Origin of the sequence: Shewanella sp. 4t3-1-2LB (genome assembly GCF_017368415.1) — a bacterium.
GTDB classification, from domain to species: Bacteria; Pseudomonadota; Gammaproteobacteria; order Enterobacterales; family Shewanellaceae; genus Shewanella; species Shewanella fodinae.
Window position 1 is genome coordinate 1 of the sequence record NZ_JAFNJD010000039.1, and the last position, 26,655, is coordinate 26,655.

General features: G+C 47.7%; 26 protein-coding genes. 13 read left to right on the forward strand and 13 right to left on the reverse strand.

Annotation, left to right across the window (positions count from 1 at the left end; all coding sequences use genetic code 11):
* Positions 1–176: 176 nt before the first annotated feature.
* Positions 177–1,148, reverse strand: a complete 972-nt coding sequence (gene ispB / locus J3L11_RS13960) for an octaprenyl diphosphate synthase (protein ID WP_133040354.1) — start codon at positions 1,146–1,148, stop codon at positions 177–179.
* A 260-nt stretch (positions 1,149–1,408) separates the two neighbouring features.
* On the opposite strand from ispB, the gene rplU reads away from it, so the two are divergent.
* From rplU to J3L11_RS13995, 7 genes are all read left to right on the forward strand, one after another.
* Positions 1,409–1,720 carry a 50S ribosomal protein L21 gene (rplU, locus tag J3L11_RS13965; protein ID WP_133040353.1) on the forward strand — a complete coding sequence of 104 codons (312 nt, stop codon included), beginning with the start codon at positions 1,409–1,411 and terminating at the stop codon, positions 1,718–1,720.
* Positions 1,721–1,735: 15 nt separating this feature from the next.
* Entirely contained in the window at positions 1,736–1,990 is a 255-nt protein-coding gene (rpmA, locus tag J3L11_RS13970; protein ID WP_133040352.1) for a 50S ribosomal protein L27, read from the forward strand.
* Positions 1,991–2,111: 121 nt separating this feature from the next.
* A complete protein-coding gene (gene cgtA / locus J3L11_RS13975) occupies positions 2,112–3,278 on the forward strand; it encodes an Obg family GTPase CgtA (RefSeq protein ID WP_133040351.1) in 1,167 nt (388 codons plus the stop codon).
* Positions 3,279–3,305: 27 nt separating this feature from the next.
* Entirely contained in the window at positions 3,306–4,067 is a 762-nt protein-coding gene (locus tag J3L11_RS13980; protein WP_207571394.1) for a threonine/serine exporter family protein, read from the forward strand.
* Positions 4,064–4,537, forward strand: coding sequence for a threonine/serine exporter family protein (locus tag J3L11_RS13985; protein ID WP_189617207.1), 474 nt, complete (start codon positions 4,064–4,066; stop codon positions 4,535–4,537). Before J3L11_RS13980 ends, J3L11_RS13985 begins: the two co-directional genes overlap by 4 nt.
* Before the next feature lie 21 nt (positions 4,538–4,558).
* Positions 4,559–5,041, forward strand: coding sequence for a dihydrofolate reductase (locus tag J3L11_RS13990; protein ID WP_207571395.1), 483 nt, complete (start codon positions 4,559–4,561; stop codon positions 5,039–5,041).
* A gap of 80 nt (positions 5,042–5,121) precedes the next feature.
* On the forward strand, positions 5,122–5,535 hold the full coding sequence (locus J3L11_RS13995) for a DUF3718 domain-containing protein (RefSeq protein WP_189617224.1): 414 nt from the start codon (positions 5,122–5,124) through the stop codon (positions 5,533–5,535).
* 63 nt (positions 5,536–5,598) lie between these two features.
* On the opposite strand, the gene J3L11_RS14000 is transcribed toward J3L11_RS13995, so the two are convergent.
* The 7 genes from J3L11_RS14000 to lptD form a co-directional block, all read right to left on the reverse strand.
* A complete protein-coding gene (locus J3L11_RS14000) occupies positions 5,599–7,620 on the reverse strand; it encodes a methyl-accepting chemotaxis protein (protein WP_207571396.1) in 2,022 nt (673 codons plus the stop codon).
* A gap of 84 nt (positions 7,621–7,704) precedes the next feature.
* Complete coding sequence (locus J3L11_RS14005; protein WP_189617204.1) at positions 7,705–8,526, reverse strand: symmetrical bis(5'-nucleosyl)-tetraphosphatase; 822 nt, start codon at positions 8,524–8,526, stop codon at positions 7,705–7,707.
* A 13-nt stretch (positions 8,527–8,539) separates the two neighbouring features.
* Positions 8,540–8,917 (reverse strand): Co2+/Mg2+ efflux protein ApaG, encoded by a 378-nt coding sequence (gene apaG / locus J3L11_RS14010; protein WP_133040345.1) that lies wholly within the window; start codon positions 8,915–8,917, stop codon positions 8,540–8,542.
* Between the two features lie 62 nt (positions 8,918–8,979).
* The gene (gene rsmA, locus J3L11_RS14015) at positions 8,980–9,786 is read right to left on the reverse strand and encodes a 16S rRNA (adenine(1518)-N(6)/adenine(1519)-N(6))-dimethyltransferase RsmA (protein WP_207571397.1); all 807 of its coding nucleotides are present in this window, start codon (positions 9,784–9,786) and stop codon (positions 8,980–8,982) included.
* A gap of 16 nt (positions 9,787–9,802) precedes the next feature.
* Positions 9,803–10,786 (reverse strand): 4-hydroxythreonine-4-phosphate dehydrogenase PdxA, encoded by a 984-nt coding sequence (gene pdxA, locus J3L11_RS14020; RefSeq protein ID WP_189617202.1) that lies wholly within the window; start codon positions 10,784–10,786, stop codon positions 9,803–9,805.
* A gap of 5 nt (positions 10,787–10,791) precedes the next feature.
* Positions 10,792–12,096 (reverse strand): peptidylprolyl isomerase SurA, encoded by a 1,305-nt coding sequence (gene surA, locus J3L11_RS14025; protein WP_133040342.1) that lies wholly within the window; start codon positions 12,094–12,096, stop codon positions 10,792–10,794.
* A gap of 112 nt (positions 12,097–12,208) precedes the next feature.
* Complete coding sequence (lptD, locus tag J3L11_RS14030) at positions 12,209–14,503, reverse strand: LPS assembly protein LptD (protein WP_189617201.1); 2,295 nt, start codon at positions 14,501–14,503, stop codon at positions 12,209–12,211.
* A gap of 162 nt (positions 14,504–14,665) precedes the next feature.
* On the opposite strand from lptD, the gene J3L11_RS14035 reads away from it, so the two are divergent.
* Genes J3L11_RS14035 through J3L11_RS14055 form a run of 5 tightly spaced genes read left to right on the forward strand, consistent with a single transcriptional unit; the run spans position 14,666 to position 18,805 of the window.
* Positions 14,666–15,670, forward strand: a complete 1,005-nt coding sequence (locus J3L11_RS14035) for a phosphotransferase (protein WP_207571398.1) — start codon at positions 14,666–14,668, stop codon at positions 15,668–15,670.
* Positions 15,670–16,341 carry an N-acetylmuramate alpha-1-phosphate uridylyltransferase MurU gene (gene murU / locus J3L11_RS14040; protein WP_207571399.1) on the forward strand — a complete coding sequence of 224 codons (672 nt, stop codon included), beginning with the start codon at positions 15,670–15,672 and terminating at the stop codon, positions 16,339–16,341. Before J3L11_RS14035 ends, murU begins: the two co-directional genes overlap by 1 nt.
* 57 nt (positions 16,342–16,398) lie before the next feature.
* Positions 16,399–17,163, forward strand: a complete 765-nt coding sequence (gene djlA / locus J3L11_RS14045; RefSeq protein WP_133040361.1) for a co-chaperone DjlA — start codon at positions 16,399–16,401, stop codon at positions 17,161–17,163.
* Positions 17,164–17,212: 49 nt separating this feature from the next.
* Positions 17,213–17,824: an outer membrane beta-barrel protein gene (locus J3L11_RS14050; RefSeq protein WP_189617198.1), complete on the forward strand. Its 612-nt coding sequence runs from the start codon at positions 17,213–17,215 to the stop codon at positions 17,822–17,824.
* Between the two features lie 18 nt (positions 17,825–17,842).
* Positions 17,843–18,805 carry a D-2-hydroxyacid dehydrogenase gene (locus J3L11_RS14055; protein WP_207571400.1) on the forward strand — a complete coding sequence of 321 codons (963 nt, stop codon included), beginning with the start codon at positions 17,843–17,845 and terminating at the stop codon, positions 18,803–18,805.
* A 49-nt stretch (positions 18,806–18,854) separates the two neighbouring features.
* On the opposite strand, the gene purT is transcribed toward J3L11_RS14055, so the two are convergent.
* Positions 18,855–20,033, reverse strand: coding sequence for a formate-dependent phosphoribosylglycinamide formyltransferase (gene purT, locus J3L11_RS14060; RefSeq protein ID WP_207571401.1), 1,179 nt, complete (start codon positions 20,031–20,033; stop codon positions 18,855–18,857).
* Between the two features lie 253 nt (positions 20,034–20,286).
* On the opposite strand from purT, the gene J3L11_RS14065 reads away from it, so the two are divergent.
* Complete coding sequence (locus J3L11_RS14065) at positions 20,287–20,598, forward strand: DUF1289 domain-containing protein (protein WP_207571402.1); 312 nt, start codon at positions 20,287–20,289, stop codon at positions 20,596–20,598.
* Between the two features lie 6 nt (positions 20,599–20,604).
* Here the strand turns inward: J3L11_RS14065 and J3L11_RS14070 are convergent, their stop codons facing one another.
* The 4 genes from J3L11_RS14070 to J3L11_RS14085 form a co-directional block, all read right to left on the reverse strand.
* Positions 20,605–22,443 carry a GGDEF domain-containing protein gene (locus tag J3L11_RS14070; RefSeq protein WP_207571403.1) on the reverse strand — a complete coding sequence of 613 codons (1,839 nt, stop codon included), beginning with the start codon at positions 22,441–22,443 and terminating at the stop codon, positions 20,605–20,607.
* Entirely contained in the window at positions 22,385–22,642 is a 258-nt protein-coding gene (locus tag J3L11_RS14075) for a hypothetical protein (RefSeq protein ID WP_189617193.1), read from the reverse strand. Before J3L11_RS14075 ends, J3L11_RS14070 begins: the two co-directional genes overlap by 59 nt.
* A complete protein-coding gene (locus tag J3L11_RS14080) occupies positions 22,639–23,487 on the reverse strand; it encodes an SAM-dependent methyltransferase (RefSeq protein WP_207571404.1) in 849 nt (282 codons plus the stop codon). The genes J3L11_RS14075 and J3L11_RS14080 overlap by 4 nt, the downstream gene beginning before the upstream one ends.
* 309 nt (positions 23,488–23,796) lie before the next feature.
* Complete coding sequence (locus tag J3L11_RS14085) at positions 23,797–26,652, reverse strand: valine--tRNA ligase (RefSeq protein WP_207571405.1); 2,856 nt, start codon at positions 26,650–26,652, stop codon at positions 23,797–23,799.
* Positions 26,653–26,655 lie beyond the last annotated feature (3 nt).

Below are 26,655 nucleotides of genomic sequence, written 5' to 3' on the forward strand. Positions count from 1 at the left end.
CATAGCCATTAGCCAGTGCAAGCGCGGTAGTGAGTTGCATAAAAAAATCCGATGACGAGTGGTCATCGGATTTTGATCTTTTCAATGAGATCGTCAAGCGATCTGGCTTAACTGATCAGCATTAGGCTTTTAGCCGCTTTTTTTATGAGATAACCAATAAATTTAGCGATTACTGGTTAGTGACTGCGTGAAACTGCTATTTTAGCAAGACTTATCAACGCTTGTTTAAAATCGCTATCCGGTAAGATATCGATGGCACTGATGGCATTATCGGCTTCCTGTAATGCACGCTGATAAGTGTATTCAAGTGCACCGCAGGTATTTAGCGTCTCAACAATAGTTTCGATGTGTTCAGTGCCATTACCTTCTTCAATGGCTTTGCGGATGACCTGCTTGGCATGCTCATCACCGTGAGCCATCGCATATATTAGTGGTAATGTGGGTTTTCCTTCGGCTAAATCGTCACCGATATTCTTCCCTAACTCTTCTGTTTCCGCGGTGTAATCCAGCAGATCGTCAGTTAACTGGAAAGCCGTGCCGAGATACTTCCCGTAGTCAGCAAGTGCTTGTTCTAATTCTTGGGGACACTTTGCCAATACACCGGCTAAACGAGTCGCGGCTTCAAACAACTTGGCTGTTTTACAATAGATGACGCGCATGTAGCTGGCTTCTGTGGTATCGGGATCGTTACAGTTCATCAACTGCAATACTTCACCTTCAGCGAGTACATTGGTGGTGTCAGCCAGTACTTTAAGTACTACCATCGAGTCCAATTCGGTCATCATTTGAAACGCTCGGGTATAAAGAAAATCGCCCACCAGCACGCTGGCACTGTTGCCAAATAACGAGTTAGCGGTTTCTCTGCCACGCCGCAATGTAGACTCATCGACGACATCATCGTGCAATAAAGAAGCTGTATGGATAAATTCGACGATTGCGGCCAACTTAAGATGAGCTTGACCTTCATAACCAATAGCTCTGGCGGCCAATACCGATAACAGTGGGCGCATTCTTTTACCACCACCGTTAATAATGTAAAAACCTAATTGATTGATCAGTGCAACATCGGATTCCAGCTGCTTGTATATCAGTTGGTTGACTGCCTGCATATCCGCATCAGCCAGCTGACGGATAATGGTTAAATCCATAGTAGACTCTGATTGAGCGGGACCGCATGAGAGCCCCGATAAAGTGTTATAATGTACGCAAGTTTACCTAAAATAATTGTATAAGACAGTAGTTAAGCAGCGTTTGTGGGCGATAACCTTAGCTTTTTTTGATCTTGCCCATTTTGGACTTGCCAGCTAGCAATTCTTCGCGTAGAATCCGCGCCCATTGTCATTAAAGTTTTTGTAGCACCCGGACCAGCAAACGGCCGGTGTGTTAGGAATTTCGGAGTAAAATAGCTATGTACGCTGTTTTTCAAAGTGGTGGTAAGCAGCACCGTGTTGCTGAAGGTCACACTGTACGCTTGGAAAAAATTGAAGTTGCTACAGGTGAAACCATTGAATTTGACCAGGTATTGTTGGTTGCTAATGGTGAAGACGTAAAAGTTGGCACTCCGTTGGTCGCTGGTGGCAAAGTGCTTGCTACCGTTGTAAGCCACGGTCGTGACGAAAAAGTAACTATTCAGAAGTTTCGTCGTCGTAAACACCACGAGAAGAAAATGGGCCACCGTCAGTGGTTCACTGAAGTTAAAATCACTGCAATCAATGCTTAATTAGGAGTCTGACTCATGGCACACAAAAAAGCTGGCGGTTCTACTCGTAACGGCCGCGATTCAGAAAGTAAACGTCTTGGCGTAAAACGCTTTGGCGGTGAGTCTGTACTGGCAGGCAACATTATTGTTCGTCAACGTGGTACTAAGTTCCACGCCGGTGTAAACGTAGGTATTGGTCGTGACCATACTCTGTTTGCCCTGACTGACGGCAAAGTGAAATTTGAAGTAAAGGGTCCTGAGAACCGCAAGTTCGTCAGTATCGAAGAGTAATCTTCAACCTTTGCTGCAAAGCCCCGCCATTGGTGGGGCTTTTGTTTTGGTTAATTTGTTTTTTGGTGCCAACCGGATTTAACAGATATAATTCGTGCATTCGGTGGTATCAGGAGAGTTTATGAAGTTTGTTGATGAGGCAGTAATTAGAGTCGATGCTGGCGATGGCGGAAACGGCTGCGTCAGCTTCAGGCGTGAGAAGTATCTGCCTGATGGTGGCCCCGACGGTGGTGACGGTGGTGACGGTGGCAGTGTATATCTGCAGGCAGATGAAAACCTCAACACCCTGATTGATTACCGTTTTGAACGTTTCCATGCGGCAGAACGGGGTGAGAATGGCCGTAGCCGTGATTGTACTGGTCACGGCGGTCAAGACCTTATCCTGAGGGTGCCTGTCGGTACCCGTGCAGTTGACGAAGATACTGACGAGGTCTTGGGTGACTTGACTCAGCACGGTCAAAAGTTATTGGTCGCTAAAGGTGGATTCCACGGGCTTGGCAATACTCGTTTTAAAAGCAGTGTTAACCGCGCTCCTAGGCAGAAAACTATGGGAACTCAAGGTGAAGTCCGTAGTTTGAGATTGGAGTTGTTGCTGTTGGCGGATGTGGGGTTGCTCGGGATGCCAAATGCCGGTAAATCTACTTTTATTCGTGCGGTTTCTCGAGCCACACCCAAAGTGGCTGATTATCCCTTTACCACACTAGTGCCCAATCTGGGGGTTGTAAATCCACGTCCAGGGCAGAGTTTTGTTATTGCCGATATTCCTGGTTTGATCGAAGGTGCGGCAGAAGGTGCCGGGCTTGGTATTCGTTTCCTGAAGCATCTGGAGCGTTGCCGGGTATTACTTCATATCGTCGATATTGAACCTGTGGATGGTAGCGACCCTGCAGAATCAGCTCGCGCAATTGTGGCAGAATTGGAGAAATACTCCCCTAAACTGGCAGGTAAACCACGTTGGTTGGTGTTTAATAAGGCTGATTTGTTGCTTGAAGAGGAACTTCAGGAAAAAGTTGCCAAGGTGGTCGCAGACATCGGCTGGGAAGGCGAGGTATATACCATGTCTGCCTACACCCGAGAAGGGACAGCAGCGCTGGCGGAAAAGTTATATGACTTCATCAGTAAGCTGCCCGTAGAAAAACAAGATAATGACCCGGATGACGAGGTCGAGTTCAAATGGAGTAGTGATCATCTGGAAAACGCTGACGATCTCAACGAAGAATATGATGATGAATTTGACGATGACTTCGATGACGATGATTATGATGTCGAGGTTATATATCAACGCTAATCGCTGATAAAGAGAGCCTGAACTCCTGTGTACGCTGATACCCAAAATGATATCACCCGGCAGGTAGTCCGGGCTGCGCAGCTTTTGCTGGCCTATGGTGCCGAGTCTGACTTAGTGGAAGAGCTGAGTCAGCGCTTAGGACAAGCACTGGGGCTAGCTAGTGTCGAACTATCTATCTCATCAAATTCTCTGGTGTTGACCAGTCTGGTCCATGGGCGGTGTGTCACCACGACCAGACGTATCCGGCAACATGGCATCAATATGGCGGTGGTTTGTGAGTTACAGCGGATCTGTCTGCTGACGGAAAAGGGGCTGTTTGGTCCTAATGACGTGCGCAAAAGATTGGCGCATATTCACCCTCGCACCTATCCGAATTGGGTCCTTATCCCATCGGTAGCACTATCCTGTGGTAGTTTTTGCCATCTGTCTGGTGGTGATGCTGCGGCATGTTTTATCACTTTCCTGGCCGCTGCTGTCGGCATGTATGTACGTCTGGCGATGGCGGCAAAGCACTTTAATGTGCTGGTAAATTTCGCCGTGACTGCCTTTGTCACTAGTGTGCTGGCTCAAGTGGGTTTTATGTATCCATTAACGGCTACTCCTAGGCTTGCTGTCGCTGCCTCGGTATTGATGTTAGTGCCGGGGTTTCCAATGATTAATGCCATATCGGATATGGTTAAAGGCCATATGAATGTAGGTATTGCTCGTTGGGGGCAGGCAACGCTGATGACGGTTGCATCGGTGATTGGTATCACCATCGCTATGCAATTAGGGGGATTGTTGAAGTGATGGAACTATTGCTTAAACTCGCTGATGATGCTTTTTTTTCCTCATTTCCTGCCGTTGGCTTTGCCATGCTGTTCAATGTGCCACGGCGTTTTTTACCTTATTGCGCTTTGGCTGGTGCCGTTGGTCACTGTTTTCGTACTCTATTAATGCAGTTTTTGTCAGTACCTATTGAATGGGCCACTTTTATGGCTGCGGCGCTGATTGGCATTATGACTATCATGTTTGCCAAGCGCCATCTGGCGCCTCCACTGTTGTATGGCGTTGCGGCCATTATTCCGATGATCCCCGGCTCATATGCTTATAACACTGTTATCGCGTTAGTGGAGTTGGCCGCTCATTCAGAAGTTCGCCCAGACGTTTTGAATCAGGTCGTGCTTAATGGCGTTAAAACGGTGTTTATTCTGGGAGCATTGTCGGTTGGATTGGCGATGCCATCATTGGTGTATTATCGAACTCGTCCGATTATTTAACTCGATAGCTACGGAGTCTTCATGCGAATCGCCTTGATAGCCGCAATGGCCAATAATCGTGTCATCGGTAAGGATAACCAGATGCCTTGGCATTTGCCGGAGGATCTGCGACATTTTAAACAAGTGACCATGGGTAAGCCAGTAGTGATGGGGCGGAGGACATATGAGTCTATTGGTAAACCGCTCCCAGGCAGACAGAATATCGTTATCACCCGCAACAGTGATATGACAATTCCTGGAGTGACCATGGTCAGCTCTCTATCTGAGGCATTTGACCAAGCCAATGTATGCGATGAACTGATGATTATTGGCGGTGGGCAATTATACGCTGAAGCGCTGCCTTGTGCAGACATACTTTATTTAACGCAAATTTCATTGGATGTGGACGGCGATACTTATTTCCCCTCCTGGGATGATGGTCAGTGGGTCAAATCCTCCGACGATTCAGGGATCAGCGCTAATGGACTGGAATTTCACTTTTTAAAATACGTTAAAAAGTGTTAAATTTGGCGTGTATTTTTAATACCCTGTATGAGGCCGGCAATAGCTGGTAAACAAAACTATAAAAACTTAAGGAGTGAATGATGCGTCTGTTCCCTGTGGCTATAGCTGCGTTGGTCGCTGTATCCTCGATCTCAATACCTGCGCCAGCAAAGGCTGCTGACGATGTCGCGTTGATTGCCAGTATTTGCGATTATGTGAAATCAAATGACAAGAATCGGTTGCGTAAAAAGCTTAAGGAAAATCGTGTAAAACTACGTAACGTATATCAGGGCATTGTGTGTGATGGCAATAGCTTATTACGAACTGCGTACTTGGCCAAAGCTGAGGAAACGGGTGAGTTTGTTGCTAAACGATTGTCAACTAATGAACTCGGAGTGGCCGAGTCTGACGGTAAAACCATTCTGGCCTGGGCCGAGGCCAATGGCTTTAGCAGCGGTGCAATTACTGCGGCGATTAAAGATCGTTTAGGCGGTAGCGGTGGGGAAGAAGATTAATCCCTGACCTCAGAAAAATAAAAAGCCGCTTTTTGAGCGGCTTTTTAGTTGTGCTTCGTATTTTTATACGTTGAATTCTCGTACAGACAGCTGCAGTTCTTCAGCTAGTTTTGCAACCTGATGACTGGATTGTGCAGTCTGATCGGCTCCGGTAGCGGTCTCTTCGGAAATCTGGGCGATATGCTCCAGTTTCTCTGAAACTTGCTGACTGACCAGATTCTGTTCTTGCGCGGCGCCAGCAATTTGAGTTCCCGCATCATGTGCTTGGCGAACCGAATCGCTGATGGCCAGCAGCGCGTTGTTCGACTGTTCGTTTTTCTCAACGCAGAGTTGTGCCTGTGATTGACCAAATTCCATGACGCTTACTGCTTCTTTAGTGCCTTTTTGCAGTACTTCAATCATCTGTTGAATTTCTGCAGTGGATTGCTGCGTCCGGGATGCAAGGCTACGGACTTCATCGGCAACTACCGCAAAACCACGGCCTTGTTCACCTGCTCGTGCTGCTTCAATGGCCGCATTCAACGCCAGCAGATTTGTTTGCTCAGCAACACCTCGGATAACATCTAAGATAGAGCCAATCGCACCACTGTCGGAGTGAACTTTATTGATCACCTTGGCGGCTTTGGCGACTTCGTTGGCAAGTGATTCAATTGTATGGCGATTTTCTTCCGCAATGCCGTGCATATTTTGCGCTTGCTCATCCGCCTTCTTGATTTGCGCCAACGCATGGTCAGCACTCAAGGATACCTGTTGGGCACTGGAACTTAACTCTGTGGTGGCAGTAGCTGCCTGAACCACTTGGCCTTTTTGCTCCTGAATACTCACCGTGGTTTGAGATGTAATAGCAGAGGTTTCTTCTGCCGCCGCCGCCAGTTGATTAGACCGATCTAAAATACCGGTGATAAGCTGCCGTAAACTGTCGACGAGTCGGTTGCAGTTGCGGGACAATTCAGCAAACTCATCATGTCCTGAATCGTCGAGTTTATGAGTCAGATCCCCTGATGCCACCACACTTAGGGCATGGTTAATCTGCTTAAGTGCTGCTGTTAAAGGTCGGATGACTGCGATGCTAACACCAATGGCAACCAGAATCGCAATAATGACCACCATTAACGTTTTAATGCTGGCGGAGTTAATGCTATTGAGGATATTGGCATTGACATCATTCGACAGCTTTTCAATTGCAGTGGAGAGATGTTTCATTGCATTAACAGCATTACCTTTTAATGCTTCGGACTGCTCCAAATCTTTACTAGTACTCAGTAACAGTTGTACTTGTTGACCTTTTCTCTCTTGGATGGAGCCGCTGCCCTGCAACAACTTAAAGATTTTCGCTGTTTGTTGATTGATGGCTTTCAGGACTTCTGGTTTGACTACGCCATCACCGTGACGACCAATATAGTCGAGTTTAGTTTGCGCTTCGCCAATAATGTAGCCGAGTTCTTTATTGATCAGTTCATACTTACTCTGCTCCGTGGTGGCAACCAGATCATAAACCGTGCTGACGATGCTGGTGATACTGCTGTCAACAGAAGATGCGGCTGCGGCAATATCACGTTTGGTTGCATCGTTGGCGTTTTCCATATCTACCAGGTCCAGCAATAATGAACCGGCATCATCGGACTCAGAATCCAACTGATCGCGCGTTTTTATCAAACCTTCTTGCAACTGCAGTGCTTGCAGTTTGTTATCCATCATTCTCTTACCAAGGCCAGTGAATTCTTGGTAACTGCTGTTAACCTCTGGCAGGATGCTTTGGATCTCTTCTCTGCCCTGCAATAGGGATATCAGCGTGTTGTATTTATCATCAAATGTGCTGTTTTGTTGTGCAAATTTGTTATTGACTTCAGGCATTTTTGAAGAGAGCTGAATATGAAAAGCGACTAGGATCAGTCGTTGTTGTTCGCTGAGAATTTCGGATAAGGCATTGGTGGTGTCTAGCGCTGGCAAACTTAATTTCTGAGTAATCTGCGTCGCTTGCTTTAGCTCATTATTGGTCAGCCAGGAAACTGTGCCAAGAATCAGCAGCAACAGGGTCACTACCGTAAACCCGGCAATTACTCGGGTGGCCATGTTCAACTTCATAGGGTTACTCCGGAACAATTATTATTTTTTGTATGAGGGTAATCAGGCGCAATAGCAAGTTCATCGGCCGAATAAGGCGTTAGTTTAACTCTTTTTTAACCGCTTTTGCGTGATTTTTTGATTTGACTCCAGATGCCATAATGTCAGGTACTGATCCCAGCAGCAACCAGTATCTAGGGCTTGTATCTTGGGATTACCGGTTTCACCCATCAACGCAGCCCAGTGACCAAAAACTTTAATGTAATTATCGGTTTTAGAGGGGAATAGAAACCAAGGCTTCAGGTCAGAATCGACACATTCTTCTGGTGGAAGTTTGCAGGCAAAATCTAGACGACCATCACTATACAAAAAGCGGATTCTGGTGAGTGCATTTATGCAATAACGGATCCGTTCATAATGATCGAGGTCTGGGTTCCAACCTTCTGGCGCATCGGTATACATACGGCTGATGATCACATCAAGATAATCTGGTTGCTTTAACGCCTCAGATACACGAGTTGCTTCTTGACGTAGTGTGTCTACATCCCATTGCGGTGGTATGCCCGCATGAGTCATCAGTAGTTGGTGTTCAGGCATTTCGTGCAGCAGCGGTTGTAACCTTAACCACTCCAGCAACCGCGGGAAGTCGTCTGATGCAATAAGCTCAGTAAGCTGACAGGACGGGCGGGGGGTGCGTATCCCAGCGTTGATACCAAAAAGATTAAGCTCGTGGTTGCCAAGCACCATTCTGGCAGCGTTGTCCAAATGCTCGAAAAAACGCAGTGTTGCCAGTGACTCTGAACCTCTGGCGATCAGATCGCCCACTGACCAAAGCACATCCCTTGATTGATTAAAATCCACGGTTTCCAGCAGCTTTTTTAACTCGCTGAAACAACCGTGAATGTCACCTACAAAATAATTAGCCACAGTACATTCCTTTCTAATGGATCATTCCGGGTACAGCCAGGCGAAATGCATTTATGGGAACATAAAAGCTCCGGCCCTGATCCGTTTCCATCAGATAACGACCTTCCATCACACCAAGTGGGGTTTCAAGCACTGTGCCACTGCTGTATTGGTATGCAGTGTTTGGCTGAATTTTTGGGGTTTCTCCAACCACACCAGCCCCCTGTACTTCTGTCTTTTTACCGTTAGCATCAGTAATAATCCAGTGGCGGCTCTTTAAGGTGACGCTTTCGTCACCCAAATTGATGATGGTAATGGTATAGCTGAACAGATATCTGTCCTCATTGGGCGCAGACTGGTGGGCGATGTACTCGGTTTTTACTTCAACTCTGACAGAATTGTACTGTGCCATTTCCCTTCCTGTTGTGTGACTTGATGGGGAAACGCGGGACGCTAAAAAAGCGTCCCCGCTGTCTAGATTCTTTTATTGTACAGATAGTTGGCCATTGCCACATATTGACTAACACTTATCTGCTCAGGTCGCAGCCCCGCATCAATACCCAGTGAGGAAAAGTCTTCATCGCTGAATAACTGCTTCAGATTGTTCCTTAACGTCTTGCGGCGCATATTAAACGCAGTAGCGGTGATGCTCTCCAGCAATTTAATGTCTTTGCAGGGCCAAGGTCGCTGCTCATAAGGCACTAGGCGGACCACGGCAGAATCAACTTTGGGTGGCGGGGTGAAACTCTCCGGCGGCACTTCTAGTACGGGCACTACTTGACAATAATACTGTGCCATCACTGTCAAGCGTCCATAGGCTTTACTGCCAGGCGCTGCCGATAACCTTAGAACCACTTCCTTCTGTAACATAAAATGCATATTGCTGATATGTTCAGCAAAACTAAACAGATGAAACATCAGCGGCGTGGAGATGTTGTAAGGCAGGTTGCCGAACACTTTTAACTTCTTGCCATCGCGTAGCAGCTGTTTGAAATCAAACTGCAGCGCGTCACCCTGGTGAATTTCTAGCTTATCTTTCAACATCGGGTGATGCTGTAATCGCTCTACTAGGTCTCGGTCCAGCTCAATAACAGTCAAACTGTCAATGCTTTCGGCTACAGGTTCGGTCAATGCGGCTAAACCAGGGCCAATCTCCACCATGATATGGTCATTGTCAGGAGCAATCGCGGAAACAATGCGATTGATAATATTACTGTCTGTCAGAAAATTCTGACCAAAGCGTTTTCTGGCCGTATGGCCTAAATGTACTTTATTACTCATTAATGCTCAGTTGGGATTAGTTTTTATGTGCCAGTTCAATGGCTTTGTTTAAGGCACAGACAAAGCTGCCAAGATCTGCTTTACCGGTACCTGCAAGTTCCAGCGCAGTCCCGTGATCAACCGATGTCCTGATATATGGCAGCCCTAGGGTGATATTAACCGATTTACCAAATCCCATGGACTTCAGCACAGGTAACCCTTGATCATGGTACATGGATAAGACCACATCGGCATCTTGCAGATATTTAGGTTGAAACAGCGTATCAGCCGGCAATGGGCCGACAATCCGCATTCCCTGCTGCCTTAGTTCATCAAGCGCCGGAATAATCACATCTAGTTCTTCGCGCCCTAGGTGACCGTTTTCCCCGGCATGAGGGTTGAGACCACAAACATAAATTTTCGGGTTTTCCAGCGCGAAGCGGTTGACCAGATCATGATGCAGAATATTGATCACTTGGTGCAAGCGATCGCGGGTGATGGCTTTGGCAACATAGGCGAGCGGGATATGGGTGGTGACCAGCGCCACCTGCAATCCTGGGCAGGCCAACATCATGACCACATCCTTACAACCCGCTTGATGGGCAAAAAATTCTGTATGCCCAGAGAACGGTATTCCGGCCTGATTAATGATGCCTTTGTGTACGGGGCCGGTAACCACAGCGTCAAATTCGCCGTTCATGTTTTTCTCACCAGCATAACTTAACGTTTCAACCACGTAGGCACTATTTTGTTCATCCAGTACGCCACAACGCGCCTCTGCCGCCATCTGAAATGGGACGATAGTCAGTGTCCCCGCTTCTTGTGGCTTTGGTGCCTGTGACGGCTGATAGGGCCGTAGCTGCAAGCTCAACCCAAGCATTTTTGCCCGTGACTGCAACAATGACGGATCAGCGCACACGACCAGCTCTGCTGGCCAACTGCGCTGAGCCAGTTGTACTACCAGTTCCGGGCCGATTCCGGCAGGGTCGCCGGCGGTGATGGCAATACGTTTAGTGTCCAAACTGCTTAACCTCTGTTAGGTTGAGGATCGAAAACTTCAATGTATGCGCTTGCCCGCATTTCGTCCAGCCAGTTCTGCAATTCCTCATTGAACTTCCGACGGAAGATCAATTCATGAGCGCGGTTGGTGTTGAATTCTTTTGTGGCATCTGTAGTCCGGCGGCCTTCGAGCTGTACTATGTGCCAGCCAAAAGAGGAACGGAACGGTTCACTGATTTCGCCATCTTTCAGATGTGACAAGGTTTGTGCAAATTCTGGAACATAAATAGAAGGCTCAGCCCAACCCAATTCACCGCCTTTAGCGGCAGAACCGGGATCTTCAGAGTACTGTTTGGCCAAATCTGCAAACTTGGCCTTACCGCTTTTGATGTCCTTAATGAACTGTTCTAACGTGGCTTTAGCGCGTTCTTCTGAAAGGATCGGTGATGGCTTCAACAGAATATGACGGGCATTGACTTCTTGAACCTCTTTAGTTTCCATGCCCCGCGTATCCATAACCTTAATAATATGGAAGCCGGCACTGCTCTTAATTGGGCCAATAATGTCGCCTTTTTTGGCATTATTAACCACTTCGGCAAACAGTGTGGGCATTTCGTTAATATTCATGTAATCCCAAATACCGCCTTCCAAGGCTTTGGGTCCCGCTGAAGAGGCGATTGCCAATTCACGAAAATCAGCACCCTCTTTAAGGCGGCTTAACACATTTTCAGCACGTTTGCGGGCACTTTCCAGCTGTTCTGGTGTTGGATTCTGTGGTACTTCAATCAGGATATGGCCTATCTGAAATTCTACGTTCTTAAGCCCCTGTTCTTGGATCAATTTCACTAGGTGATTGATTTCCTGAGGCGATACCTGGATCCGACGTTGTACCTGGATACGTTGAATCTCACCTAAGGTGATATCTTCTCGCAGCTGCTCACGATACTGGCTGAAGCTCTGACCATCGGCCTCAATTTTGGCCTGTAGCTGTGGCACCGTCATATTTTGCTGTTTGGCGATATTGGCAATGGTCTGGTCTAGTTGCAGGTCACCGATATGTAAGCCGATTCGATCTGCGGTTTGCAACTGCAGTTTAGTGAGGATCAGACGTTCAATTACCTGGGTGCGCAAGGCATTATCCGAAGGTAATTTTTGGCCTTTTTCTTGTGCACTGGCTTTAATTTCCGCCATCATATTCTGCACTTCACTTTCCAGCACTACACCGTTGTTTACCTGTACCGCAATGCGATCCAGCGGTTGCGGTTCCGCCACGGCAAAATGGCTCACTACCAGCGCACATAATGCAAACACTAAACTTTTACTGGGGGTCATTAACAAAATCCTTGCCACATTTTTATTTGGTCGGCAGCATTTCGCCACCGCAGTTGTCCAGTTTTTGACTGTCAGTTTTGTCTGAGGTTCAGCAATCTACCACAAATCCGTGCTAATTCCTCAGATAAAGTGGTTTTCGATAATTGAACAAGCCGTCATTCATCATGTCATCGACACCGAGTGGCCCTGTGCCACCCAACCCTTTGATAACAAAGTTAAGATAAAAACCTGTTTCAAATAATTCACGATTATCAATCGCCGGATTGTAGTTGTCCTGATAGTTGGTCTTAATGTGGTAGTGATAGGCTAAACGCACTGCCCAGCAACAGGATTCATATTGGAAGCCGGTATAGGTTTCGACAGAACGGTCTTCGTTCAGGTCGTAATACCAGTTACCGACAAAGTACAGACTGTTAGTGACTGGCCATGTGGTCCTGAAGCCTGCTTGAGAAATGTCTACGCGATCATTGGTGTTTCGGTTGAGCAGATCGGGTACAAAACGGTAACTGAGCTGTACCAACTTGTTGGGGCCTGGTCGATAGTCCAGGGTGACCTCGCTCTTTTTGTTTTCTTTATAGCGAGTGTCATATTGAATTGCGCCGCTAATAAACCAGTCGCTATAGAGATGGGCATCCAATTCCGCCGCCAACACTGAAGTAGAACTCTCCTGTCGCAGCTCATCGGAATAGAGATTGACCTTGCTGTTTTCAAAATACAGGATCTGCCCCAGACTGAATTTCAGTTGCTCCAGATTGTGCTCATCAAATAGCCGGGTGGTTAACCCTAATGTCAGCTGGTTGGCATCAGCGATTCGGTCTAGACCTGAATAACGACGGTCGCGGAACAGACCGGTATAATCTTGCTGCAGGTCGGCGCTGTCGTAGATGCCAATTTCGTCTTGGTTTCTATAGCCCACGTAGAGATATTGGAATTGGGGTTCAAGCGTTTGGCGGTAATTTTCGTCGAAATAATTGGTCTGACGTTCAAAATTGATTTGGCCGTGAACCCTTACTTGCGGCAATGTCCGGTTAACCGTCTCCTGTAACTCATTGTCGCTAATATTGTGTTGCCAGTAGTTAGTCTGTAACAGTTTTAGTTCACTGGTAAGTGAGCCGGCAGGCCCTTGAATAGGCAATGTTATTGTCGGTTCAAAATGCAGGCGATCAGCGGAGTTCCAGTCTTCTCCTCGATGCTCAAAATTGGTTAATTCAGAATACAGGCTAAAATCCAGTCCTTGCCAAAAGCGCGGCGCTCGGAAATTGTATGTTAGCTGGGGCATCACCTGATAGGGTGATTCGTCTTCTCCCAACACTTTGATGTCCTGCACTCGCACACCAAAGTCCCAATTATCAGTGTAGTAACCCAAGTCGCCGACGCGGTTAAGTTGATTATCGGTGGCTCGGTTCACATCTGATTTCAGGTCATTGAAATAGTTATTATCAGACACATCCGTGAAATTGGCGCGTACTCGCCAGTTTTCATCCAGCGCCCCTTGCTGTTGCCAGTGAAACATGTAGCGATCCGGGCTGTTTTCCAATTTGCCATCACTACCGAGATATTCCAAATTGACTTGTCCCTGCTGGTCATCTCCGGCCAAATAGCGGAATTCTGTTTTGGTGAACAGGCCGCGAGAACTCATATATGTGGGCGTAAAGGTAAGGTCATATTCTGGCGAAATATTCCAGTAATAAGGCGTAGATACTTCAATACCGTTAGTGGTGCTGGAACTAAATGTTGGAAACAAAAAGCCTGTTTTGCGTTTATCGGTAATCGGTATGGTCATATACGGAATATAAAACACCGGAACACCGCCCACGCGTAACTTAGCATCCCAGATTTCACCCCATTCATCTTTGGAGTCAATGCGGATGCGGCGAGCTTCTAGTACCCAGGATTCGTTCTCTGGGGGACAAGTGGTAAAACTGCTATCCTGCAGGATCAGATTGTTATTCTTAGTGATTTGCAGGTTTTTAGCTTTACCATGTAATTGCTGACCATGTAACCAATATTGAGCACCCGTCAATGACGCAACGTTAGATCGCATTTGCGCCTGCATTGACTCAGCCGTAACCGTTATCATCGAATCCTGAAATACGAGACTGCCATCTGCTGACAATTGTTGCAGCCGTTGATCGACCGACGCCTTATCTGCGGTGATCCGTCTATCTGCCTGTGATAACGATACATCGCCCTGAAAGACCGCACTCTGTCCCAACTTACTTTCAGAATAATCTGACGAAATTTCAATTTGCTGATTATTCTTGTTAGTGTCTTCCGTTGTTGGAGGATTATAAGGAACGGGAGGCACAATGATACACTGGCCGTAGGTTTCATCCGTCTGTGGGTCGGTGGCTGCTATTGCCACGGGGGTGACGAGGCTCAGAGCCAGTATCAGTCGCTTCCGCATCTTGGGTCTTTATCGGTTCTTCTTTGTCTGGAATCGTGTTTCGGAGAGTATAGTTGCATCTGTTAAGTTGCAACTCCAGCCAGGGAAAAACTCTGTCACCACAGGCTGTTTCCTGTTTTTTCCGCCGCTATAATAAAGCAATTTTATCCTAAGAGCCACGAGGTGACCTTGTCGGACTCCAGATTTCTTCAATTACAGCAATGGTTAGCGTGTCATTTTGGTGTTCCAGTGAACATGACCTTAATCTCCGGCGATGCCAGTTTCCGCCGTTACTTTCGCGTTGTCACTGGGGTCAAAAGCTATATTGTCGCCGATTCACCTCCTGAAAAACTGGATAACAGGCCTTTTTTGGCGCTGGCTCAGGCGTACCATCAATCAAATATCCCAGTGCCCACGATTATTGCTGTAAATGAAACAGAGGGTTTTATTTTGCAGCAAGATCTTGGTGACCAGCAGTTACTGTCGCGGCTGAACATTGACAATGTGAGCGACTGGTATCGGCAAGCGTTGGCGCTGTTACCGAAAATAGCCAAGGTCACCCATAGCGGTTTAGCGCCCTTACCTCAATATGATGCTGCTTTTGTACAACGTGAACTCACTATATTTCCAGAATGGTTACTGGAGAAACATTGGCAGTTATCACTGGATAGCAGCGAGCAACAGTTGTTGCAGCGAATTTTTGAGGTGTTAACCGAAAATGCGTTGGCGCAACCTAGGGTAGGGATGCATCGGGATTTCCATAGCCGGAATCTGATGGTATACCATCAGCAGTTGTATGTGATTGATTTTCAAGATGCTGTTCAAGGGCCTATTACCTATGACGCGGTATCTTTGCTGCGTGACTGTTATATTCGTTGGCCGGATTCCGTCGTTGATGAACTCCGTGATGCTTTTTATCAACAGTGTTTGACTCAGCAGTTGCTGGATAGCCAAGTCACTGCTGAGCAATTTGGCCGTTGGTTCGATCTGATGGGACTTCAGCGCCATATCAAGGCGGCAGGCATTTTTGCTAGACTGCTGCATCGTGATGGCAAGTCAGGTTATATAAAGGATATTCCGCTTACACTGGGCTACATTGCCGATGTCAGTGAGCGTTATCCTCAATTGCAGCCGTTTGGCAATTGGGTGCGGCACCGATTATTCCCCTTGTGTGGAGAGCACTGTTGATGCGCGCAATGATTCTAGCGGCCGGAAGAGGGGAACGCCTGCGCCCACTCACCGATACATTACCCAAGCCTTTGATCTCTGTCGGGGGGCGCCCCTTGATTAGTTACCATCTGCAACATCTGGCTGAGTCACGTATCCAAGAGGTGGTGATTAACTGTGCTTGGTTAGCGCCGTTACTGATGGAGACGCTGGGTGATGGTGGGCGCTATGGGGTAAAGATTCACTATAGCGTTGAAGCGCAAGCGCTAGAAACTGGTGGCGGTATTAAGCAGGCATTGCCGCTGTTGGGCAACGAGCCTTTTTTGGTGATCAACGGCGATATTTTTGTCGATAAGCTGCCACAGTTACCTGTGCTGAAGGATAATTGCCTCGCGCATTTGTGGTTGGTGGATAACCCGCTTCATCATCCTCAGGGAGACTTTGTCTTGAAAGAGGATTTTTTGGTGGCGGAAGAGGGGGCAAAACTGACCTTCTCAGGCATGGGTATTTATCATCCGCAACTATTTGCTGGCATAGACGAAACCCGTTTTTCATTGGGGCCGCTGCTTAGACAGAAGATAGTGGATGGACTCGTTAGTGCGGAGTACTGGCCTGCTTACTGGTGTGATGTTGGCACTGTAACGCGTTTGCAGGCACTGGAGCGGCGATTAACCGATTCGGTAAACGTTTAAATTCACTACTCATCCTATATGCTACGGCAGCAGATGTGTGAAATGACAGGATAAATGATGCAAATTTGGGGTAAATTTTTCGGCGGTGTTATCGGTTTTATGTTCGGCCGTTTTTTCGGCGCATTGCTGGGGATCTGGCTGGGGCACCAATTCGATAAGCGGATGTCTGGTGCCGGTGATGCTGCTGCGCGTCAAATGCAATTCTTCAATACCACCTTTGCTGTGATGGGGCACATAGCCAAGGCTTCTGGCCGCGTGACTGAAAATGATATCCGTATTGCCTCCATGCTCATGGATACTCTGCGGCTGGACAGCGATGCCCGCCGCGAGGCTCAACAAGCATTCCGTGATGGAAAGGCCACTGATTTCGACTTAGAGCAGCATTTACGACGTTTTCGAGCCTTGACCTTGGGCCGTCGCGAAGTGCAACAGATGTTTCTGGAAATCCAGATCCAAACCGCGTTGTCTGATGGTGAACTGCACCCTAAAGAGCTGGATATTTTACACACGATTGCGCGGGAACTGGGATTCAGTCAGCAACAGTTAGAAGCGCTGCTGAAGCGCTGGCAAGCGGAGTTCAGGTTTCAGCAGCCCAGTAATAATGCCACTTCGGAACATGATGCTTACCATCTGCTGGGACTGACTCCTGCAGCCAGCGACCAAGATGTGAAGCGTGCGTATCGTAAGCTGATGAACGAATATCATCCGGATAAATTGGTCGCTAAAGGGCTGCCAGAAGAGATGATGGAAATTGCCAAACGCAAAGCGCAGGATATCCAAGCAGCTTATGAAAGAGTAAAGCTAGCGCGTGGCATGCGTTGATCTCTGACGCTGACCCAAGTGCTGACGGAAAGTCCAACCAGTGAGGTGGATGATGAATCGATACAGTTTACTGTTGTTTGGTTTCTTGGCTTGTAATGCAGGTGCTACCGAAGTATTTGTCACTCCCTATGTAGGCTACAGTTTTGGTGGGCAGGGGCTTGATGTCAGCGATGCTGATTATTATCGTTCAGGCAAGGCGGAAGACTCCAGCCATTTGGGAGTGATGCTTGGTTTTACGCTGTCGCCGTTAAGCGATAGCTATTTTCTTTATAGTCACCAGCAGACAGACTTACTCCAACGCGTTGATGGCATTGATCAACGACTTGATGAACTGACGGTCGATTACTGGCATACCGGTGGTACTCTGTACTTTTCTCGTGATAATTTACGCCCTTATATCACAGGCAGTTTTGGTCTGACGCGTTTACAACCTGAGCAGTCATTAGATGCATCCAGCTATTTTTCGATGAGTGTAGGCCTCGGAGCACAATTGTTGCTGACCGATAATCTGGTCTTACTGTCAGAAGTCAGAGGGTTTGCCACGTTTGTGGGTAATGACGAGCGTTTTGATTGCCATCAGAGTCAGCAATGTGCTTGGTATTATAGTGGCGACACCGTATGGCAGGGGCAGGCCAATATAGGATTGAAGTTACAGTTTTAGACAAAGGAGACAGTTGTTATGACCGAGGCACTCAAGATTGTGGTACTTGATGGCTACACCCTCAACCCCGGCGATCTTTCGTGGGAATCGCTGGCACAATTAGGTCAATTGCAGGTTTATGATCGAACAACTGCAGCAGATACAGTTGCTAGAGCTCAGGGCGCACAAATTCTACTGACTAACAAAACCGCATTGGATGCCGCCACGTTAAAGCAACTGCCAGATGCTCGCTATATCGGCGTGCTGGCCACAGGTTACAATGTGGTAGATCTAAATGCGGCTGCAGCACAAGGGATTGTGGTCACCAATGTGCCTGCTTATGGCCCTGATGCCGTAGCACAGATGGTGTTTGCCCACATTCTGCATCATACCCAGCAGGTTGCCAGCCATCATGCAGCAGTTGCACGCGGTGATTGGACCAATAGTATTGATTTTTGTTTCGCCCTAGCACCACTAACGTCGCTCAGTGGCAAGACGTTGGGGGTGGTGGGTTACGGTGATATTGGGTCACAGGTGGTGCGCATTGGGCTGGCGCTAGGTATGAAAGTGTTGTTGCACACCCGTTCTCCACGCACAGGTCTGCCAGAAGGTGTGACACAGGTGGATTTGCCAACGCTATATCGTCAGTCCGATGTTATGTCACTGCATTGTCCGTTGAGCGATGCTACCGCCGGAATGATCAATAAAGACAGTTTGGCATTGATGAAGCCCGGTGCCATTTTGATCAATACCGCCCGTGGTGGATTGATTGATGAGGCGGCGTTGGCAGAAGCGCTGCACGCGGGGCGGATTCGTGCAGGTGTCGATGTGTTGTCTAGCGAACCACCTAAAGCCGATAATCCGTTGATCACTGCGCCGAATATCAGCATTACCCCGCACAATGCCTGGGCAACGACTGAAGCTCGCCAAAAGCTGATGGATATCGCGATCTATAATGTAGTGGCCTATTTACAGGGTAAAACTCAGAATCAGGTTAACTAACGCGATAGTGGCGGTAAACAAACGCCCGCAATTGCGGGCGTTTTGATGATCACGAGAAGGTGACTTTCACACAGGCTGCTGAGTGTAGTGCCTTATCGATAGCAGCCTGTATATTGTTATCACGCGCCAATGCAACCCCTAGCCGACGGCGGCCATGAATTTCTGGTTTACCAAACAGGCGCAGTTGGGTATCAGGTTCTGCTAACGCTGCAGCAATACCACCGTAGCGGATATTGCAGGAATCGCCTTCCCGTAACACCACGGCAGACGCACTGGGGCCATGCTGCTGGATGTTCGCAATTGGCAGACCGAGAATCGCCCGCACATGCAGCGCAAATTCCGACAGATCCTGGCTGATCAAGGTTACCATGCCAGTATCATGTGGCCGTGGGGAAACTTCAGAGAAGTAAACCTCATCGCCTTTAACAAACAACTCCACACCGAATAAACCGTAACCGCCGAGTTCGGTAACGACTTTACGACCTATCTCTTTAGCTTTTGCTAAAGCGGCATCAGTCATCGTCTGTGGCTGCCAGCTTTCACGGTAGTCACCGTCTTCCTGACGATGGCCTATCGGCGCACAGAAGTGAATACCGTTGACGGCATTGATGGTCAACAAAGTAATCTCATAATCAAACGGTACAAAACCTTCCACAATGACCCGGCCTTGACCGGCACGGCCACCTTCTTGGGCGTACTGCCATGCTTTGGCGATTTGCGAGGCATCGCGGATCACGCTTTGGCCTTTGCCGGAAGAACTCATCACCGGCTTCACTACGCATGGAATGCCAATTTGTGCAACTGCGGCATTAAATTCAGTTTCAGTGTCACAGAATACATAAGGCGAGGTTGGCAGTCCGAGCGTTTCGGCAGCGAGGCGGCGAATGCCTTCACGATCCATAGTCAACCTAGTCGCACGCGCCGTTGGTACCACGTGTAGCCCTTCGGCCTCTAATTCAACCAGGGTTTGCGTGGCAATGGCTTCGATTTCCGGGATCACCAGATGTGGCCGTTCTTCGGCAATAACTTTACGTAACGCTGCACCATCTAACATGTTGATGACATGAAAACGGTGAGCTACTTGCATAGCCGGAGCGTTAGGGTAGCGATCCACACCAATAACTTCGACGCCAAGGCGTTGCAGTTCAATGGCCACTTCTTTGCCCAATTCGCCGCAGCCCAGTAACATGGCGCGCTTGGCGCCTTCACTCAAGGGAGTGCCTATCATTTGAGGGTACCTTTATGATTATAGTGAAACGCCTTTAGGCGTACTGCCCGCTAGTTTACCCATTTGTTGCTAGTGCTTGCAGTATGCTGATTGAAATGTGATGAAATTCACATAAAATTAGCCTGTTGTTTAACGTTTATTGAGGTGGCTAACATCGCCTTTTTAAGCAACAGATGATATACCTAAATAACATTATCACTTTGTTTGGGCTTGTATAAACTGCAGAGCTCTCGGGCCACTCAAGCGGCAATATATGGAACAGCTGGCGTTTTTTGATATTCCCAGTCCCTGCATTGGCATCTGTCAGTCCGATGACCGTGGCTATTGCAAAGGTTGTATGCGCAGCCGTGAAGAGCGCTTTGGCTGGTTAAATTTCTCTAATGCGCAAAAAACTGACATCATCCGCCTTTGTAAAGCACGCAAACGGCGGCGCCAACTAGCGATAATGAAACACCAACAATTACAACAACGGGAACAAGCGGCGGCATTAAATCAACAGTTAAATTTTGACGATACAGCCAATGATGCTGAGACCTTGGATTTCAGCAATTTCACGCTTGATTAGAAGGCGTTATAACTGATTGGATTGTGACGGTGTCAATGGTGTCTCGTTCTCTAGGCTGTTACATTCATTGACGACAAAACAACAAACCCGATTACGACCACTGCTCTTCGCCTGATACATGGCTTGGTCAGCATCATGCATCAATCCTTCTAATTTGTAGCCGGAAGTGCTGGTGTCTGAGACACCAAAACTAGCGGTCAGACTGAAGTCATAACCACTATCACTGGTGTAGAGTGTGCTCAGTCGTTGCCGTAAAAGTTCGGCCATCTCTTTAGCCTGTTTGAGATTGGTCTGTGGCAGCAAAATGCAGAATTCCTCCCCCCCTACGCGACCCAGCAGGTCATTATGTCGGCATAATTGGCGACTGCTCTGGGCGGCATTGCGTAATACCCAATCACCGGTTTTATGCCCCTTGCTGTCGTTAATCTGCTTGAAATGATCGATATCAAACATCACGCAACTGACGGATTCTTGATGTTGCTGGCTATGTTGCAACAGTTGATGTGCCATTGCCGTGAAATGAGCCCGGCTGAAGATATTGGTAAGACCATCATATTCTGCCAACTTTCGAAAATGACGCTGATTGCGCCATGACTGAACTGCACTGAATATCAATAACGCAATCACACACATCAGTGCCACAATCAAATCTCGTTGCGTGCGGCTTTCATTTTCTACTAGTTTTTGTTGTAGCTTCAGTAAGCGGTTTTGCTGATTGAGCAGTAAAATACGATTCTGTTGTTCAATACTTTGATGTTGTACCAACTGATAAGCCATGGTCTTGGTTTTGATTTCATCAAGATTTGCTTTGTCCGCTTCAGCGTAATTGATGTAGGCATCCAATGCAGCAGTGTCATCACCGTGGCTGCGGTAATATTCATATAACACCTTGTAAGCGCGAGTTTTTGGGCCGTTTAGTGGTGCTTGAATCTTTAGTATTGCTACCGCCTTTTGGGCGTGGTTGTATGCGTTTTTTTCTTGTCCTAGTGTCCAGTAGGCTTCACTAAGTAGTGCATAAAACACCCCGATAGTTGTTTTGTAACCCACTTTTTGTAATTCAGGGAACTGCGCTTCTAATAATTTAATTGCTTGTTTTGGTTGATTATCTTTTAAAAACAATTCTGCTTGTGTAGCTACAATAATACTAGCCATGACAACTTCGTTGGCAGCGTTACATTGTGTCTTTGACGCTAAAAATTCATCAGAAGTGGCAGATAATTCATCTAACTTGGATTTACTTTCCACTAAAAGCTGAGAAGCCAAACATTTTTGGCGTGGGAGTTCTGTTTGATTGATGAGTTGTTCAGCATACTCCTTAGCCAGTTCGTATTGTCCTAATGCGTTGTAAAACAAAGCTGCGACGGTAAAGGACATCACTTTCAGATTTTGATCTGTTATCGAGCCTTGTTGCTTTAATGCGCTACTTAGGTACTTAAGACCACCTTCCCAATTTTTCAATATGGCATATTCATTTACTATTGAAAGTTCAGCCCTAAGTTTTAAGTTATTACTCGCATTAGAATTGAGTATCTGCTTGTATTTTTCTACTCCAGCGAGGATCTCGCCATTAAATGCTAACTCATATCCGGTAAGATATTGTAAATAAAGCAATTCATTTGTAGATAACTCTGGTAAATGCTTTCTTATCGCTGTTAGCTTGCTACTAAATAAACTTGGGTTACTAGATCGAACAATATCTGCAGCTTGAAGTTGGGACATAAAATCACTGGCGAACGCACTCCCCGTCGCCAGCAATAGCAACAGTATAATATGCCTGAATAACGAATTAGCGATTGATTGCTTCATCATCTTTGGGCTGTTTGTCTTCATCAGGTTCATCTTCATCGGGAGCAACCTGTGCACAACAAATAATGCTTTCATTAATTGCTAATTTATTCGCCAATCCCTTTAAGTCTTGTTGTTGTATTAATTTTTTCACGTCTTCATTGAGATTTGACTCTTCCAGCAATGTTTGCAAATGCTCTGCTTGCAACGATGTGCAGTCACTACCAAGTTTTTCCAATAAAGCGATCACATCCATCATAAGTGTTTTTTCCTATTTGTATCGAATGGTATTACGTTGTTTTTATGTGTTGTCATCTTATGTTTGTCTTTCAGCTGGAGTTGCTGGAGCCGAGCTCGTAACAACGGATTCGGGATCATTGGCGCCAAAGGTGGGATCACCAATGTGGTGTGTAGATAAATATCGGCAAACACCAATGACTTCAGTGGCATCTGTTCCATTCGTGGTGTTTGTAACGGACTGGTTGCTGCTTCATATAACCAACAGGGATGATCGAGCGGGTAATCTTGCGCGAGAAGCTCCAGTAATAATCGGCGCTCGGCAGCACCAGTCGCGTCAATCCCCATAGTCAGATCACCCGCAAGACCTATCTGCCATAAGATCAGCATGGCGGTTGGATCGATCCGGCGTTTATACAACATAAATTGGCTGGCTTCGTAATGCTGACAACCCTGTTTGCCAGGATCCATGCCTAAATCAGCATAAAGGCAATCTTCGGCGGAAATACCGGGGATCATTTTGGCTTCATAGCCCATTGCTCTGGCGCGGGCGATAGCATCATGAGGGGCTTTGGCAAAAACGCCGGGATGACCATAAAAGGCGCCGACCACATTCTTACCTTGCTTGACTTCAGCCAGCATGGTGTCGACCATTTCGCGATAGGTAATATGGCGGGACTTATTTTTGCCATAGAGGGATTGTAAGCTGCGGACATCGTGATGAATTTGATGCAGCCAGAGTTCGACAAATCCGTCAGAAACGCCTGAAAAAACCACATCAGCATTCTCGATGTAACTGCGGCTCAACGGGCAGATATGCGCCCCAAGCGTCATTCCCACCCCTACACAATAAAGACTGCCTGCCATTATTTGTCCTGAAACTGTCTGTCCATGTGTTTGGTATTCAAGCGCAATTGTGTTGCTGTTTTTAGTACAGCAGGCAATTTGTCAGCTAAAAAGTTTGCTCTGGCGCCGTTTTGTAATTGTTGTTGCTGATGTTACCGATAGTGCTAACAAAATCCGCTGGCAGCTTATCTTTTCAGCAGTCGTTAATGCATTCTAAAGAGGACGGTGTGTGAAAACAATTGATGAATTGTTAATTCATGTGGTTATTTATATAAATAAAAAGCGACCCGTATTAGGTCGCTTTTTATCATTTAAATCAAATGGTTAATTTTATAGTTTGGCCAGCTCAACTTTCTGTTCGGCCAGTTTGTCCATATCGCGTTTAAACTCGGCCAGTTTGGCGCGCTCTTTATCCAGCACCGCAGCTGGTGCTTTGGCAACAAAACCTTCGTTATTGAGTTTGCCTTCCACTCGTGCCATTTCTTGGGTGAGTTTTTCCAGCTGTTTGTCGATACGTGCCATTTCGGCGGCCACGTCGATAAGCCCTGCCATCGGGATCAACAGCTCCATTTCCCCGACCAGTTGGGTGGTGGACATCGGTGCAGTTTCATCGGCGCTCAGCACGCGGATAGATTCAAGTTTCGCCAGTGCCATCAGGAATGACTGATTAGCGTCCAGTCGCGCTTGATCTTCAACGCTGACGCCACGCAGCAGCATATTCAGTGGCTTGCCGGGGCCGATATTCAGCTCGGCGCGGATATTACGTACGGCGGTGATCACCTGTTTCACCCATTCCAAATCCGCCTGTGCGCTTGGATTGGCCTTCGCGGGCTGATATTCAGGGAATGGCATTAACATCAGCGTTTCACCTGTAACACCTGCCAGTGGTTTCACCCGTTGCCAGATGGTTTCGGTGATATATGGCGTCAACGGGTGCATCAGTCGCAGTAGCTGTTCCAGCACGGTGACCAGCGTGTGGCGAGTACCGCGCAGTTCAGCATCGCTGCCACTTTGCAGTACCGGCTTGGTCAGTTCCAGATACCAGTCGCAGAACTGATTCCAAGTGAATTCATATAGGGTGTTGGCCGCCAAGTCGAAACGGAAGGCATTGATGTGGTCATCAAAAGTTTTCACGGTTTCGTTGAACAGGCTGATGATCCAGCGATCGGCCAGTGACAAGGTCATTTCACCACCGCTTTCACCACAATCTTGCTCTTCGGTGTTCATCAACACATAGCGCGATGCGTTCCATAGCTTGTTGCAGAAGCTGCGATAACCATCGAGACGTTTCATGTCCCAGTTGATATCACGGCCAGTTGATGCCATGGCGGCCAAGGTAAAGCGCAGCGCGTCGGTGCCGTGGGCTTCAATGCCATCGGCAAACTCTTTGCGGGTACTCTTTTCAATCTTAGCGGCTAGCTGTGGCTGCATCATGTTGCCAGTACGTTTTTGGACTAGTGATTCCAAATCGATGCCGTCAATCATATCCAACGGATCCAGCACGTTGCCCTTGGATTTGGACATCTTGTTGCCTTGTTCGTCGCGAATAAGGCCGGTGACATACACGGTTTTGAACGGGACCTGCGGCTTGCCATCTTCGTCTTTGATGAAGTACATGGTCATCATGATCATGCGCGCCACCCAGAAGAAGATGATGTCAAAGCCGGTTACCAACACATCTGAGGGATGGAAGGTTTTCAGTTCAGGTGTTTGTTCTGGCCAGCCGAGGGTAGAGAAGGTCCACAGTGCCGAACTGAACCAGGTATCTAATACGTCATCGTCCTGGCGCAGGGCAATGCCGTCAGCCAGTTGGTATTCGGCGCGTACTTCAGCTTCGTTGCGGCCCACATAAACCTTACCAGCTTCGTCATACCAGGCCGGAATACGGTGACCCCACCACAATTGGCGGGAAATACACCAGTCTTGAATGTCGCGCATCCAAGAGAAGTACATGTTTTCGTACTGTTGTGGCACAAATTTGATATCGCCGTTTTCGACCGCTTCGATGGCGGTTTTCGCCAGCGGCTTGACCGACACATACCATTGGTCGGTCAGCAGTGGTTCGATAACCACACCGGAACGATCACCATAAGGTACCTTGAGGGCGTGAGGTTCGATTTTTTCCAGCAGGCCCAAGGTTTCAAACTCGGCCACCACAGCATCACGGGCTTTGAAACGTTCCATGCCAGCGTAACGTGCTGGCAAACTGTTATCCAGCGTAGTGTTCTGGCTGCCATCGCTGTTCAGCACCTCTGCAACACTGCGGATATCGCCGTTGAGGGTCATAATGCTAAACATCGGCAGACTGTGGCGTTTGCCAACTTCGTAGTCATTGAAATCGTGGGCTGGGGTGATCTTAACGCAGCCAGTACCGAACTCGCGATCGACATATTCATCGGCAATGATCGGGATGCGGCGATTGACGATAGGCAGGATGATCTCTTTGCCAATCAATGATGCATAACGCTCATCTTGTGGATGCACCGCCACGGCGCTATCACCGAGCATAGTTTCTGGGCGGGTAGTGGCAACAATCAGATAATCTTTGCCATCGGCGGTTAGTGCATCGCCCGCTAGCGGATAACGGAAGTGCCACATGTGGCCCTGTTTTTCCTTGTTTTCCACTTCCAGATCGGAAATCGCGGTGTGCAGTTTCGGATCCCAGTTCACCAAGCGTTTGCCACGGTAAATCAGCTTGTCTTTGTAGAGACGGACAAACACTTCTTGTACGGCTTTGGAGAGGCCTTCATCCATGGTGAAACGTTCACGGTCCCAGTCCACTGAAGCGCCCATACGGCGCAACTGCTTGGTGATGGTACCGCCGGATTGTTCTTTCCATTCCCACACTTTGTCGATGAAGGCATCACGGCCCAAGTCATGACGGTTTTTGCCTTGTTCGGCTTCCAGCTTGCGTTCAACCAGCATCTGGGTGGCGATACCCGCGTGGTCAGTTCCCACTTGCCACAGAGTATTTTTGCCTTTCATGCGCTGATAACGGATCAGCGTGTCCATGATGGTGTCTTGGAACGCATGGCCCATGTGCAGGCTGCCGGTGACGTTTGGCGGCGGGATCATGATACTGTAATTGCCTTTGCTACTGTCGCCGCTGGGTTTGAAATAGCCTTTCTCTTCCCAGATTTGGTAAAGGGCCTGCTCAATCGACTTGGGGTTATATGTTTTATCCATGGG

Bases quoted from the DNA above. Each gene is read 5' to 3' on its own strand.
- ispB (WP_133040354.1), bottom strand. From the start codon at position 1,148: ATGGATTTAACCATTATCCGTCAGCTGGCTGATGCGGATATGCAGGCA.
- rplU (WP_133040353.1), top strand. From the start codon at position 1,409: ATGTACGCTGTTTTTCAAAGTGGTGGTAAGCAGCACCGTGTTGCTGAA.
- rpmA (WP_133040352.1), top strand. From the start codon at position 1,736: ATGGCACACAAAAAAGCTGGCGGTTCTACTCGTAACGGCCGCGATTCA.
- cgtA (WP_133040351.1), top strand. From the start codon at position 2,112: ATGAAGTTTGTTGATGAGGCAGTAATTAGAGTCGATGCTGGCGATGGC.
- J3L11_RS13990 (WP_207571395.1), top strand. From the start codon at position 4,559: ATGCGAATCGCCTTGATAGCCGCAATGGCCAATAATCGTGTCATCGGT.
- J3L11_RS13995 (WP_189617224.1), top strand. From the start codon at position 5,122: ATGCGTCTGTTCCCTGTGGCTATAGCTGCGTTGGTCGCTGTATCCTCG.
- J3L11_RS14000 (WP_207571396.1), bottom strand. From the start codon at position 7,620: ATGAAGTTGAACATGGCCACCCGAGTAATTGCCGGGTTTACGGTAGTG.
- apaG (WP_133040345.1), bottom strand. From the start codon at position 8,917: ATGGCACAGTACAATTCTGTCAGAGTTGAAGTAAAAACCGAGTACATC.
- rsmA (WP_207571397.1), bottom strand. From the start codon at position 9,786: ATGAGTAATAAAGTACATTTAGGCCATACGGCCAGAAAACGCTTTGGT.
- surA (WP_133040342.1), bottom strand. From the start codon at position 12,096: ATGACCCCCAGTAAAAGTTTAGTGTTTGCATTATGTGCGCTGGTAGTG.
- lptD (WP_189617201.1), bottom strand. From the start codon at position 14,503: ATGCGGAAGCGACTGATACTGGCTCTGAGCCTCGTCACCCCCGTGGCA.
- murU (WP_207571399.1), top strand. From the start codon at position 15,670: ATGCGCGCAATGATTCTAGCGGCCGGAAGAGGGGAACGCCTGCGCCCA.
- djlA (WP_133040361.1), top strand. From the start codon at position 16,399: ATGCAAATTTGGGGTAAATTTTTCGGCGGTGTTATCGGTTTTATGTTC.
- J3L11_RS14050 (WP_189617198.1), top strand. From the start codon at position 17,213: ATGATGAATCGATACAGTTTACTGTTGTTTGGTTTCTTGGCTTGTAAT.
- J3L11_RS14055 (WP_207571400.1), top strand. From the start codon at position 17,843: ATGACCGAGGCACTCAAGATTGTGGTACTTGATGGCTACACCCTCAAC.
- purT (WP_207571401.1), bottom strand. From the start codon at position 20,033: ATGATAGGCACTCCCTTGAGTGAAGGCGCCAAGCGCGCCATGTTACTG.
- J3L11_RS14065 (WP_207571402.1), top strand. From the start codon at position 20,287: ATGGAACAGCTGGCGTTTTTTGATATTCCCAGTCCCTGCATTGGCATC.
- J3L11_RS14070 (WP_207571403.1), bottom strand. From the start codon at position 22,443: ATGAAGATGAACCTGATGAAGACAAACAGCCCAAAGATGATGAAGCAA.
- J3L11_RS14075 (WP_189617193.1), bottom strand. From the start codon at position 22,642: ATGATGGATGTGATCGCTTTATTGGAAAAACTTGGTAGTGACTGCACA.
- J3L11_RS14080 (WP_207571404.1), bottom strand. From the start codon at position 23,487: ATGGCAGGCAGTCTTTATTGTGTAGGGGTGGGAATGACGCTTGGGGCG.
- J3L11_RS14085 (WP_207571405.1), bottom strand. From the start codon at position 26,652: ATGGATAAAACATATAACCCCAAGTCGATTGAGCAGGCCCTTTACCAA.